Origin of the sequence: Asticcacaulis sp. (assembly GCA_024707255.1) — a bacterium.
In the GTDB taxonomy this organism is placed as follows: Bacteria; Pseudomonadota; Alphaproteobacteria; order Caulobacterales; family Caulobacteraceae; genus Asticcacaulis.
On the sequence record JANQAC010000002.1, the window covers coordinates 1,764,706 to 1,776,940 of the forward strand.

The following is a 12,235-nucleotide window of genomic DNA, read 5'->3' on the forward strand; positions in this document are numbered from 1 at the left end:
CGCACCATACGAATTTGACGCCCGGTACGCGGTTCATATACCCGTGCCGGGAGGTTTTTTGCGCCCTATTACAGACACCTTTTTATAAGACCTGAGAGTCATGTCCGATTCCCCTGCTACCGTGACCGCCCGCGATTACCGCGAGACCGTCTTCCTGCCTGAAACCGACTTCCCGATGCGCGCCGGCTTGCCCAAGGCCGAGCCGGAACTGCTGAAAAAGTGGGAAGAGGCCGACCTCTATCACGCCGTGCGCAAGGCCCGTCAGGCCGCCGGCGCCCCGCTGTTCGTACTGCATGACGGCCCGCCCTATGCCAACGGCAATATCCATATCGGCCACGCGCTCAACAAGATCCTGAAGGATTTCGTCGTCCGCTCGAAGTTCCTGACCGGCCATGATGTCGATTACGTGCCGGGCTGGGATTGCCACGGCCTGCCGATCGAATGGAAGATCGAAGAGGAATTTCGCTCAAAAGGCCGCAAGAAGGACGAGGTGCCCGCCGCCGAGTTCCGCAAGGCCTGCCGCGAATATGCCGCCAAGTGGATCGAGAGCCAGCGCGAGGAATTCAAGCGCCTGGGCGTGCTTGGTGAGTGGCAGAACCGCTACGCTACCATGGATTTCAGCACCGAAGCCAAGGTGACGGCCGAGTTCCACAAGTTCCTGATGTCCGGTCAGCTCTATCGCGGCTCCAAGCCGGTGATGTGGTCGCCGGTCGAGCGCACGGCGCTGGCCGATGCCGAGATCGAGTACCATCCGCATGTATCGCCGACGATCTGGGTGAAGTTCCCGATCCAGCCCGGCGACTGGGGCGATGCTTCGGAAGCGTATGAGCACCTGCACGGCGCGTCGGTCGTTATCTGGACTACCACCCCGTGGACCATCCCCGCCAATCGCGCCGTCAGCTTTAATCCCAAAATTGCTTACTTCGTTTATGAGGTGACCGATGTAAAATCCGAGGAAGAGCTGGGTTTTGCGCCGTGGGTCAAGGTTGGCGACAAACTCGTCCTGGCCGAAAAACTGGTCGAGGGCGTGCTCCAGGCCGCCAATGCGAAGTCATGGAAACAAGTCATTGATGTGCCTGCCGAAGTGCTTTCCGGCCTGAAGCTGTCGCACCCGCTGGCCGCGCTTGCTTCTGATCCGCAAAGTGGTTACGGGTTCGATGTGCCGATGCTGGCTGGCGAGCATGTCACCGACGATGCCGGTACGGGCTTTGTCCATACCGCGCCCGGCCACGGCGCCGACGACTATCTGGTCTGGCTGAAATCCGGCCACTCGCTCGATTCGATCCCCGATACGGTCGATCCCGACGGCGCATACTATCCGCATGTGCCGCTCTTCGCTGGCCTGAAAGTGCTCGAAACCGAAGGCAAGAAGGCCGGCAAGTTCGGTGACGCCAATAAGGTGGTCATGGAAAAGCTGATCGAGGCCGGCAATTTGCTGGCGCGCGGTCGCGTCGAACACTCCTATCCGCATTCGTGGCGCTCCAAGGCGCCGGTCATCTTCCGTAACACGCCCCAGTGGTTTATCCGCATGGATGGCGATGACTCGCTCGGGATAAGGCGATGGCCGCCATCGCCGACACCGCCTTCTATCCCGATCAGGGCCGCAACCGCATCGGCGGCATGGTCGAGACACGCCCGGACTGGCTGATCAGCCGCCAGCGCAACTGGGGCACGCCCTGGCCATGTTCGTCGATAAAAAGTCTGGCGAGCCGCTGAAGGACGAAGCCGTCAACGAACGCATCGTCAAGTACATCACCGATGGCGGCGCCGATGCCTGGTTTACCCGTCCCGACGCCGATTTCCTCGGCAACGGCTATAATCCGGACGATTACGAGAAGGTCACCGACATTCTCGATGTCTGGTTCGATTCCGGCTGCACCCACGCCTTTGCCCTGGAAGATCGCGCCGATACCCACTGGCCGGCCGACCTCTATCTCGAAGGCTCCGACCAGCACCGCGGCTGGTTCCAGTCAAGCTTGCTGGAAAGCTGCGGCACGCGTGGCCGCGCACCCTATAATGCTGTCCTGACCCACGGTTTCGTGCTCGACGAGAACGGCGAGAAGATGTCGAAGTCCAAGGGCAACACGACTGCCCCGCAGGACGTCGCCAAGGAATCCGGCGTCGAAATCCTGCGCCTGTGGGTGGCCTTCGCCGACTATTCCGAAGACCTGCGCATCGGCAAGCAGATCATCCAGACCACGGTCGACGCCTACCGCAAGCTGCGCAACACCATCCGCTACCTGCTGGGCGCCATCCATGGCTTTACGGATGCTGAGGCCGTGCCTTACGCCGATATGCCGTCGCTGGAGCGCTATATCCTCAACGAGGTCTATACGCTCGACGCGAAGGTGCGCGCCGCCTATGAGGTCTATGATTTCGCTGCCGTGGTCCGCCCGGTCGCCGATTTCTGCATCCAGACGCTTTCGGCGCTCTATTTCGATATCCGCAAGGACAGCCTCTATTGCGATGCGCCCTCGTCGCTGAAGCGCCGCGCCTGCCGTACGGTGATGAACATCCTGTTCGAGCGCCTGACCCTGTGGCTGGCGCCGATCCTGACCTTCACCTGTGAGGAAGCGTGGACATCTCGCGGCAACGCACAGGCCAATCTGTTCCGCGTCCTCGAAGACGTGCCCGCCGAATGGCACAATCTCGCTGAACACGACCGCTGGCAGAAGATCGAAACCGTGCTTTCCGTTGTCACGGCCGCCCTGGAAGAAAAGCGCCGAGACAAGGTGATCGGCTCGGCCCTCGAAGCCTCACCGGTGGTCCATATCGCCGATGGCGCCACCTGGGAGGCCATGCAGGGAATCGACGCCGCCGAGGTCTTCCGTACCTCGCAGGCCACATTGAGCCTCGATCCGGCGCCGGCCGATTCTTTCAAGCTCGAAGGATTGGCCATGATTGCCGTCGTCTTCGCCCGCGCCGAAGGCCGTAAATGCGCGCGTTCGTGGCGCATTCTGCCAGAGGTCGGCAGTGATCCACGTTACCCCGACCTGAGCTTGCGCGATGCCGAAGCGGTCGCCGCCTATGACGCCACTCACAACACCTCCCTGGCCGGATAAGCCTTATGGATAAGCTGCGCGCGCATTTCACCCCGCTCTACACCTCGCTTGGCCTCAAGGGGCTGGGGCTGGCGGTCATCGTCCTGATCCTCGACCAGCTCACCAAGCTGGGCGTGCTCTACGGATTAAATCTTCAGGCCATCGGCGATCAGGTCAATATTTTGCCCTTCTTTTCGCTCACCATGGTCCATAATCAAGGCATCAGCTTCGGCCTCCTGACTTCGGGTGGCCTTGGCCGATGGCTGTTGGTGCTGTTTCAGTTCGGCATGGGCCTGGCTCTTATGGACTATGTGCGGACGCAGACGAACGCGTGGCTGACCGTCAGCCTCGGCCTGATCATCGGCGGCGCCATCGGCAACGGCATAGACCGGTTCCGGCTGGGCTATGTCGTCGATTTTCTGGACTTTTCGGGCACGCATGTGTTCCCGTGGGTCTTCAATGTCGCCGACAGCGGCATCTGTATCGGCGTGGCCCTGCTGGTCTGGTACTTTATCCGCGCCGACCTGACGGCCAAACACAAGGATGCGGCTTAACGCTTGGCAGCGTCCGATAAAACAAGTATCACTTCCCCACGGTTCGGCGTGGTTAAAACACCGAATGGGGACATTGGAGCAAATGATGAAGTCGGTTAAGATTGCGGCGGGTCTGTTGATCGTGGCGGGTATCGCCCTTTCGGGGTGCCAGTCCACCAAGAACGCCCTGGGCCTGAACAAGGTCGTGCCCGATGAATTCCGCGTCGTTACTAAGGCGCCGCTCGTCGTGCCGCCGGATTACGCCCTGCGTCCGCCCGCCCCCGGCGAACCGCGCCCGCAGGAACTCCAGCCGGAAAGCGCCGCCCGTCAGGCGCTGCTTGGCCAGCGTGACGCCGTCAACCGCTCCGCCGGCGAAGCCGCCCTCGTCGCCCGCATGGGTGGCAACAAGGCCGACCCCTGGCCCGCTATGTGGTGGACGATGAATTCGGCGACCTGACCTACAAGGAGCCTTCCTTTGCCGACAAGGTGATGTTCTGGAAGAAGCCCGCCGAGGCTTCGGATTCAGCCAGGCCGCCAATGCCAATGCTGCCGCCGGCAATACGCCCGTGCCGGTCGATGCCGCCGCCGAGCAGGCGCGCCTCAAGGCGCTGGTTGGGGATAATCCCATCATCATTACCCAGAAGCCGAACCCAAAGTTCAAGCTGCCCGGCCTTTAAGTTTCGGGCCTTCAAGGTTACCGATAATTTACTTGAGCAATCAGATGAAAAGGCGTTCCTTCGGAGCGCCTTTTTCTTTAGGCCAAACATATTCAGGAGGTTCCCATGGTATCGCAGCGTATTCTCTGTCTGGCTATGGCGCTTTCGCTGACCGGACTGGCCCAGACAACCTACGCGGCAGATGCAGCCGCCGAATGCGCCGCCAATGCCTCGCTTGATACCCGCGTCGAAGCCGTTCTGGCCAGGGCCGACCGTCCTGAAGGCCAGCGCGCCAATGATGCCAACCGCCTGAGTGAAACGCGGTTCGTGCTGTCCCACATAAAGCCTGGAGACCACGTTCTCGATCTGGGTGCCGGTGGTGGATATGAATCCTATTTGCTGTCGGCGGCAGTCTGTGGCGGCAGCGTCGATCTCGCAAAAATCCGCCCAAATGGGTGGAGGCCTTCAAGATGGAACCGGCCCGCCAGGCGCTGGTGGCCACCCGACCGAATGTGCATCTGGTGACCTCGGATTTCGGCAAGGTGCCCGCACCGGCCGCCCCCTATGATGCCATCTTTATCGGCACCATCTACCACGATACCTATAATGAAGACGGCCATGACGCCGTGGCCATGGACAAGGCTCTGCTTTCGGCGCTGAAGCCCGGCGGTCTGCTGATCCTGACTGATCACAGGACAGCGGATGGCGCCGGCGCCAGCGCGACCAATACGCTGCACCGGATCGACAAGGCGCAGGTGCTCAGTGATTTCAAGGCCGCCGGTTTTGAACTGGTCGAGGATAGTTCAGTATTGGCTAATCCGGCGGACGATCATTCTAAGAACGTGTTCGATCCATCGATCCGCGGCCATACCGACCGCATGGCCCTGGTTTTCCGGCGACCGTTACAATAGCGGTCAAAACCTTAACAGCGACAAGACACCCGCGCCGACTCCGGTTATAAAGTCCGGATGTCCCTTATTCAGCGTCTGCCCCAGGATACCATTAATCGCATCGCCGCCGGTGAGGTCGTGGAGCGCCCGGCCTCGGCGGTCAAGGAACTGGTGGAAAACGCCATCGATGCCGGTGCAACCCAGATCGATATCCGCGCCGATCTGGGCGGCCTGTCGCGTATACTTATCGAGGATAATGGCTCCGGCATGGGGCCTGAGGATTTGCAACTGGCCATCGAGCGTCACGCCACCTCCAAGCTGAAGCCAAAGGCCGACGGCACCTGGGATCTGCTGCATATCAAGACCCTCGGCTTCCGCGGCGAGGCCCTGCCCTCTATGGGCTCAGTGGCGAGGCTCGACATCACGTCCCGCCTCAGGGACGGCACACCGCTGAATATCCGTGTCGATGGCGGCGTCATCGCTCCGGTCCGCCCGGCCGCCTTTGGCGGTGAGCACGGCACGCGTATCGAACTGACCGACCTGTTCTACGCCACCCCTGCCCGGCTGAAGTTCATGAAGTCCGAGCGCGCGGAAAACATGGCCATCGCCGAAGAGGTCAAGCGCCAGGCCATGGCGCATGAAAATGTCGGTTTTTCGCTTGAACTCGACGGCAAGAAACAACTGAAGCTCTATGCCGAACCGGCCGGCTTCGAGGGCCGCCTGAAACGCCTCTCTGCCTTGCTGGGCAATGATTTTTCCGACAATGCCCTGCTGATCGACCAGGGCCGCGAAGGCGTGCATCTCACGGGCTATGCCGGCCTGCCGACCTTCTCACGCGGCAATGCGGCGCACCAGTATCTGTTCGTCAATAACCGCCCGGTGCGCGACAAGCTGCTGGCCGGCGCCCTGCGTGCCGCCTATGCCGATTTCCTGGCGCGCGACCGTCATCCGCTGGCCGCGCTGTTTGTTGAGATCGACCCGCAGGAACTCGACGTCAACGTCCATCCGGCCAAGACCGAGGTACGTTTCCGCGACCCGAACCTGGTGCGCGGCCTGATTATCGGTGCCCTGAAGCACGCCCTGGCTTCGGCCGGCCACCGCGCCGCCACCACGGTGGCGCACCAGACGATCAGCGCCTTCCAGCCTCAGGTGGTACAGCCCCTGCTGGGCCTGAACCGGCCTTATAATCCAGTCTCGGCGGCGCAGATTGCTGCCGTGCGCCCCTATATGACGCCTTATTTACCTGAGGCCACGCCCTTTTCTCCGACCGCACGCGTCGAGGCCGAGCCCTTTTATGGTGATACGCCCGGTGTGGCCGAAGCCTATGCACCGGATATCATGGAATTGCCGAATGAGGTTCAGGCGCCAACTCAGGCTGAAGCCTTTCCGCTCGGTGCGGCACGGGCACAACTGCACGAAACCTATGTCATCGCCCAGACCGCCGATGGACTGGTCATCGTCGATCAGCACGCCGCCCACGAACGTCTGGTTTATGAGCAGATGAAGGTAGCCATGGCGACCGGCAATGTGCAGAGCCAGAGCCTGCTGATTCCGGAGATTGTCGATCTCGAACGCGAAGAGGTCAGCCGCCTGATGGCACGTCAGGCCGATCTGCAATCCATGGGCTTGAGCATTGAGGCTTTCGGTCCGACGAGTGTTCTGGTGCGAGACTTGCCGGCCCTTTTGGGCGATTGCGATATCGCTGGTCTGGTCCGAGATCTGATCGATGACCTGACTGAGCACGGCGAATTGCTGGCGCTGAAGGAGCGCATGGCGGAAATCTGCGGTGATCACGCCTGCCGGCACAGCATCCGCTCCGGCCGCCGCCTCACGGGTGAGGAAATGAATGCCCTGCTGCGCCAGATGGAGGCCACGCCCCATTCCGGTCAGTGCAATCACGGCCGCCCCACCTATGTCGAACTGAAGCTCAAGGATATCGAAAAACTGTTCGGGCGGCGATAAAATCAAGCCCTGAAACGACCACCGGGGCGCCGCGATCCTGTCGCGCGCCCCGGCAATGCCCCCGCCCTTTGACTCTGTGGGCGAATATCCAATAAAAAAGCCTGCAATCAGCGGATTGCAGACCCCAAAATTAGTGCGTCAGGTTCAGAATGATCAGGCCAAGGCCCATAACCACGCCCCATACCTGAACGCTCAGACCAGCCACCAAAAACAGTTTCAGCCCATCGGAACGGCGCTTCGTGGCGCGCGGACTTACGGCTTGTGCAGTTTGAATATCCATCACCTTGACCCCTAATTTAGTAATAGTCTGCTCAGGCTGTCAGCAATTTTTGTGCCTCGTTTTTTGGGCCGGCTTGCTGTTCATGCCTTGTTAAGGCCATATTGGGGATAAGAGTTAAGAACCGTCAATAGATAATTTTTAACCCTGCGTTAAATATACCACTTGCCCGGTCTTTATGGTTTTTTTATTTAATTAAATCCGCAGCTTACGAATTAAAAATTTTTTGTTTCAGGAATAAAACCTGCGCCGCGCCATAGGTTTTGACGTTGATTTTTTGCCACACATCTGTGACAAAATCATCCTCATCCGCCGCCCGCTCAAAGACGATTATGGCATTTTCTAACAACCAGTTACCGCTGATGAGTGCCGCCAAAGCCTTTTCCCCCAAGCCTTTGCGATAGGGCGGATCGAGAAAAACGAGGTTGAAAGCCTCCGCCTGAGAGCCGGGGCGCGCCCCCAGTTGGGTGGCATCCCGCCTGTGGACGCGGGTTGTGCCAAAAAGACCGAAGGTTTCCACATTGTCCCGGATTGCGCCACGTGCCGCCTCGTCGGTCTCGACAAATAGACAGAACCCCGCTCCGCGCGACATTGCCTCGAAGCCGAGCGCGCCGGAACCGGCAAATACATCCATGACGCGGGCGCCTTCCGGGTTCGGCGCCCAGTCGGCATGGGCCAGAATATTGAAAATGGCCTCGCGGGCACGATCGGAGGTCGGACGGGTATTCTGCCCGTCCGGCGTCACCAGCGCACGGCCCTTGAATTTGCCCCCGACGATCCGCACCGTTTCAGCCCTTAGCTGTCACGGCGCGGCTTGAAGGGGGGCTTGCCCCCCGGACGCGGCCCGCCGGATGGCCTGTCGCCGGAAGGACGCCCACCAGGCTTGCCACCACGCGGCGCCCCCTTGAAGCCACCGGCAGACGAACGATCACCGCCTTCGCGCGGGGCATAATCGCGCTTGGGGCCACGGCTTTCGCCATCACGCGCGGCATAGGGTTTCTTGAAAGTGGGGCGATCGCCACGTTCGGCACCTTCCGCGCGGGCCGGACGATCGCCATAGTCGCGCTTCGGACGGTCATTATAGCCGCGTTCGCCACCGGCATTGTCACGCGCGGCATAGGGCTTCTTGAACGCCGGACGATCACTACGTTCGGCGCGTTCGGGACGTGGGGTCCACTTTTTCTCACCACGCTCTTCACGCTTCTGGCCACCGAACTCGCGCTTGGCGCGTTCGTAGGCACCGGCTTCACCGGCGGGAATACCATCGCCATCGCGTTTGGCGTAAGGCTTCCTGAAAGGACGGTCACCTTGCGAACCTTCGTTCCGAGGACGATCTCCAAAATCACGCTTGGGACGGTCGCTGTAGCTCCGCTCACCGCCGGCATTGTCACGCGCTGCATAAGGCTTCTTGAAGGCTGGACGATCACCCGTCGGTCGATCGCCAAAATCACGGCGGGGTCGGTCGCCCACAGGCCGCTCGCTACGTTCCGGACGCGGCGTCCAGGTCTTTTCACCATAGGGCTTGCGATCACCGAAATCGCGGCGCAGTGCGGGTTCAGGACGACGGTCGCGGGCTTCGCCATCACCTTCAAAGCGCGGACGCTCGTCAAAATCGCGGTCCTTATAGTCGCGCTTTTCAAACTCGGTGCGTGGTTTCCATTCCTTCGGCTTTTCAACGAACTTCTTGTCGCCGAACTTTTTCGCACCAAAGGCCGGCTTGTCTGTCTTGAAACGATCTCCACCACCGCGACGACCGGCGGGCGCGCCCGTGGTTTCACGAGAGGCGGAGATACTGCGTGTCTGTGAAGCACCTTCCGGCGGCAGATTGCGCAGTTGCACGACATCGGCCAGCATTTCGCGGATCACGCGCGGGCCGATTTCCTCAACCTCGCCCGGCTCCAGATTGCCGAGCAGGAAAGGCCCGTAGGCCAGGCGGATCAGGCGGTTGACCTTCAGGCCGATTGATTCCAGCACCTTCCGGACTTCGCGGTTCTTGCCTTCGGTGATCGAAACGGTGACCCAGCAGTTGGCGCGGCCATCGGCCTTTTCCGCCACCTTGTCGAGCGTGGCCTCCATCGGGCCGTAGATCACGCCGTCGACCGTGGTACCGTCCTTCAGGGCGTCGAGACGCGCCCGGGTGGTGTGACCAAGCGCGCGGGCACGATAGCGGCGCACCCAGCCGGCGGAGGGCAATTCCAGCGCGCGCGCCAGTTCGCCATCATTGGTAAGCAGCAACAGCCCCTCGGAGTTGAGATCGAGACGGCCCACCTTCAGGACGCGCGGCAGGTCCGCCGGCAGCTTGTCAAAAACGGTCGGGCGGCCGGAGGGATCACGCTCCGTAGTCACCAGACCGACAGGCTTGTGATAGCGCCACAGGCGGGTGGGCTCGGCCTTGCCGACCACCTGGCCATCAACCGTGATAACATCCGTGGTCTTGACCAGTACTGCGGGGGTTTCGAGGATACGACCATTGACGGCGATCTTGCCCAGGCCGATCAGGCGCTCGATCTCGCGGCGCGAGGCCAGGCCGGCGCGTGCCAGCACCTTGGCGATGCGCTCTCCAGCGGCGATCTTGTCGTCTTTTTTCGGGGCCTTCTTCGGGCGCTCGGGCTTCTTACCGGCGGCGTCACGGGCGTCACGCATTTCCTGCGGCATATAGCGGTGACCGTCGGCGATCTCCTGCAATTCCTTCGCAGCCTGGATTTCCTGCGGCGTCAGCTCGCGTTCGGATTCGTTCTGAGGCTCGTTACGCTCTCCAGCGTTACTGTCTTGGGTCACGATGTATCTTTCTAAAATGTCTTGACGCTCTGGTCCTGGCCCGTCTTTAAGTCCTTATGGAAGACGATATCGACTTGATGCGCATGGCGCTGGAAAAGGCGCGCGAGGCGGCCCTGTCCGGCGAGGTGCCGATAGGCGCCTTAATCTTCGATCCGTCAAGTAAAACTGTTGTAACAAGCGCCGGAAATGCGCCGATTTCGTTACATGACCCCACGGCGCACGCTGAAATAAGGGCCCTGCGCGCGGCGGGTGAGCAACTCGGCAATTACCGCCTGACCAATCTTTGGCTGTACGTGACGCTGGAACCCTGCGCCATGTGTGCCGGCGCCATCAGCCATGCCCGCATCGGTCGGGTCATCTATGGCGCCCCCGATCCCAAAGGTGGCGCGGTCGAGCATGGACCAAAATTCTTCGCACAGGCCACCTGCCACTGGAAACCGGATGTTACCGCAGGCATATTGGCCGAAGACAGTTCGGCAATGCTGAAATCCTTCTTCAAGACCAGACGCAAGGGAACACAAAATGGCGGGTAATGGTTTCAATCTCGGCCCTCTCCAGCCTTTCTGGGATGAAGTGGTCCGCGAAGCCGGCATTGTCTGGGCGAAACTGGGCGAACATCCGGACATGATGGCCAATATCGGCTGGGCCGCGGCTATCCTTGCCATTACCCTGATGCTGTCCGGCATGGCGTCGGACGCCGTAAAACGCGCCTCGCGCCGGCTGGTTCACAAAGATGGCGACCGGACCCTGCTGGAGTTCTTTTCGCAGGTGGTGCGCTGGATTGTCCTGGCGGTCGGACTGGTGGCGGTGCTCAATCGTCTGGGCGTCCAGACCGCTTCCCTGCTCACCGTGCTGGGCGCGGCATCGCTGGCCATCGGCTTAGCCCTGCAGGGCACGCTCGGCAATGTGGCGGCCGGCCTGATGATCCTGTTCAACAAGCCCTACCGTATCGGCGACACGGTCTATCTTGGCGAAATCAAGGGCACGGTGCACCGGCTGGGCCTGTTCGCTACCGAAATCAATACATTGGACGGGGTGCGCGTTTTCGTTCCCAATACAAAGGCATTTACCAACGAGATCACCAACATCACGACAAACGCTGCCCTGCGCCTCGAAGTGCTGGTCGATGTCGCTTACGATACAGACCTTAGACAGGCATTGGATATCCTGATGGATGTAGCGATGAAGCAGCCCGAGCGGCTGAGCACGCATGACCCGGTCGTCGGCCTGACGGAGTTCGCCGCCAGCGGAATTACCGCGAGGGTATTGCTTTGGGTCATGCCCGCGCATGGTATCGCCGCCCGAACCAGCCTGATGATTGATATCAAGAAAGCTCTCGATGCGGCGGGAATCGAAATTCCCTTCCCGCACCAGGTCGAGATCAGCAAGGCTTAAAATTTGTAGCGCAGACCCAGTTCGACAACTGGATACGTCTTGAAATCCCTGATGTCATCTTCCAGGCTCTGGCGTTCCGTTTCCAGCGCCGTCTGCACTTCCGGCGTGTCGGCATAGACGCTGTCAGACGTCAGGGTAACGCGTGGGCGCCCCTGGAAATAGGCACCGGCTTCCAGATTGATTTCCATCACACCGACCGGCCAGCGTGCGCCGATACCGAGATAGGGTACGGTATCGTCAAATGTGGCGCGTCCATTCAAGGTGCCAACCTGGGCATCGGTCAGGGGCACACCGCCGACGATTACGGTGCCGTTGGCGCGGCCCGTCGCCACGACCTTGTTGTCGTTTTTGTAGACGCCGGCGGTAAGGTAAAGGGGCCCCGTCTCGCTGAAGCGGTAGTCGAGTTGCGCGCCATAGGAGGCGAGTTTCAGATCACCGTCATAGCGGATGTCGTCACTGGTGTCGTCATAACCGAAATTGGCGCCGTTGGCGATGGCGCGGAGAGTAAAATGCGGGCTCAGTTTCACGCCAAACTCGGCGCCATACCCCAGTGTACCGGCACGGGCGCCAATAAAATCAGGCTCGACCGCCTGCGCACTGACAGGGGCAACGGCGATGGCGCCAAGCAGGGCAGTGGCGATAAACAGGTGACGCATGATGTGGCTTCCCAAGTTCCGTAAATTTTGCGGCAGCATAGAAATAC

The 12,235-nt window shown here is 60.7% G+C and carries 10 protein-coding genes and 2 pseudogenes; 8 read left to right on the plus strand and 4 right to left on the minus strand.

Going from position 1 to position 12,235, the window contains the following annotated elements:
* Window positions 1-100: 100 nt before the first annotated feature.
* The 6 genes and pseudogenes from ileS (at window position 101) to mutL (ending at window position 7,082) form a co-directional block, all read left to right on the plus strand.
* Window positions 101-3,062: pseudogene (ileS, locus tag NVV72_19845) on the plus strand (isoleucine--tRNA ligase).
* A 5-nt stretch (window positions 3,063-3,067) separates the two neighbouring features.
* A complete protein-coding gene (gene lspA / locus NVV72_19850) occupies window positions 3,068-3,595 on the plus strand; it encodes a signal peptidase II (protein ID MCR6661458.1) in 528 nt (175 codons plus the stop codon).
* Window positions 3,596-3,680: 85 nt separating this feature from the next.
* Window positions 3,681-4,251 (plus strand): annotated as a pseudogene (locus NVV72_19855) (DUF3035 domain-containing protein).
* Window positions 4,252-4,356: 105 nt separating this feature from the next.
* The gene (locus NVV72_19860) at window positions 4,357-4,755 is read left to right on the plus strand and encodes a hypothetical protein (GenBank protein MCR6661459.1); all 399 of its coding nucleotides are present in this window, start codon (window positions 4,357-4,359) and stop codon (window positions 4,753-4,755) included.
* Window positions 4,701-5,141 (plus strand): hypothetical protein, encoded by a 441-nt coding sequence (locus tag NVV72_19865; protein ID MCR6661460.1) that lies wholly within the window; start codon window positions 4,701-4,703, stop codon window positions 5,139-5,141. The genes NVV72_19860 and NVV72_19865 overlap by 55 nt, the downstream gene beginning before the upstream one ends.
* A gap of 57 nt (window positions 5,142-5,198) precedes the next feature.
* Window positions 5,199-7,082: a DNA mismatch repair endonuclease MutL gene (mutL, locus tag NVV72_19870; protein ID MCR6661461.1), complete on the plus strand. Its 1,884-nt coding sequence runs from the start codon at window positions 5,199-5,201 to the stop codon at window positions 7,080-7,082.
* 130 nt (window positions 7,083-7,212) lie between these two features.
* On the opposite strand, the gene NVV72_19875 is transcribed toward mutL, so the two are convergent.
* The 3 genes from NVV72_19875 to NVV72_19885 form a co-directional block, all read right to left on the minus strand.
* A complete protein-coding gene (locus NVV72_19875; GenBank protein MCR6661462.1) occupies window positions 7,213-7,362 on the minus strand; it encodes a hypothetical protein in 150 nt (49 codons plus the stop codon).
* A 205-nt stretch (window positions 7,363-7,567) separates the two neighbouring features.
* On the minus strand, window positions 7,568-8,143 hold the full coding sequence (gene rsmD, locus NVV72_19880; protein ID MCR6661463.1) for a 16S rRNA (guanine(966)-N(2))-methyltransferase RsmD: 576 nt from the start codon (window positions 8,141-8,143) through the stop codon (window positions 7,568-7,570).
* Between the two features lie 11 nt (window positions 8,144-8,154).
* Window positions 8,155-10,137, minus strand: coding sequence for a pseudouridine synthase (locus tag NVV72_19885; protein ID MCR6661464.1), 1,983 nt, complete (start codon window positions 10,135-10,137; stop codon window positions 8,155-8,157).
* A 56-nt stretch (window positions 10,138-10,193) separates the two neighbouring features.
* Here NVV72_19885 and NVV72_19890 point away from each other — a divergent pair, with 56 nt between their 5' ends.
* Together NVV72_19890 and NVV72_19895 are read left to right on the plus strand one after the other, a co-directional pair.
* A complete protein-coding gene (locus NVV72_19890; GenBank protein ID MCR6661465.1) occupies window positions 10,194-10,670 on the plus strand; it encodes a nucleoside deaminase in 477 nt (158 codons plus the stop codon).
* The gene (locus NVV72_19895) at window positions 10,660-11,532 is read left to right on the plus strand and encodes a mechanosensitive ion channel family protein (protein ID MCR6661466.1); all 873 of its coding nucleotides are present in this window, start codon (window positions 10,660-10,662) and stop codon (window positions 11,530-11,532) included. The genes NVV72_19890 and NVV72_19895 overlap by 11 nt, the downstream gene beginning before the upstream one ends.
* Here NVV72_19895 and NVV72_19900 read toward each other — a convergent pair.
* On the minus strand, window positions 11,529-12,188 hold the full coding sequence (locus NVV72_19900; protein MCR6661467.1) for a hypothetical protein: 660 nt from the start codon (window positions 12,186-12,188) through the stop codon (window positions 11,529-11,531). The two genes, NVV72_19895 and NVV72_19900, sit on opposite strands and share 4 nt — an antisense overlap.
* Window positions 12,189-12,235 lie beyond the last annotated feature (47 nt).

Bases quoted from the DNA above. Each gene is read 5' to 3' on its own strand.
- lspA (MCR6661458.1), top strand. From the start codon at position 3,068: ATGGATAAGCTGCGCGCGCATTTCACCCCGCTCTACACCTCGCTTGGC.
- NVV72_19860 (MCR6661459.1), top strand. From the start codon at position 4,357: ATGGTATCGCAGCGTATTCTCTGTCTGGCTATGGCGCTTTCGCTGACC.
- NVV72_19865 (MCR6661460.1), top strand. From the start codon at position 4,701: ATGGAACCGGCCCGCCAGGCGCTGGTGGCCACCCGACCGAATGTGCAT.
- mutL (MCR6661461.1), top strand. From the start codon at position 5,199: ATGTCCCTTATTCAGCGTCTGCCCCAGGATACCATTAATCGCATCGCC.
- NVV72_19875 (MCR6661462.1), bottom strand. From the start codon at position 7,362: ATGGATATTCAAACTGCACAAGCCGTAAGTCCGCGCGCCACGAAGCGC.
- NVV72_19890 (MCR6661465.1), top strand. From the start codon at position 10,194: ATGGAAGACGATATCGACTTGATGCGCATGGCGCTGGAAAAGGCGCGC.
- NVV72_19895 (MCR6661466.1), top strand. From the start codon at position 10,660: ATGGCGGGTAATGGTTTCAATCTCGGCCCTCTCCAGCCTTTCTGGGAT.
- NVV72_19900 (MCR6661467.1), bottom strand. From the start codon at position 12,188: ATGCGTCACCTGTTTATCGCCACTGCCCTGCTTGGCGCCATCGCCGTT.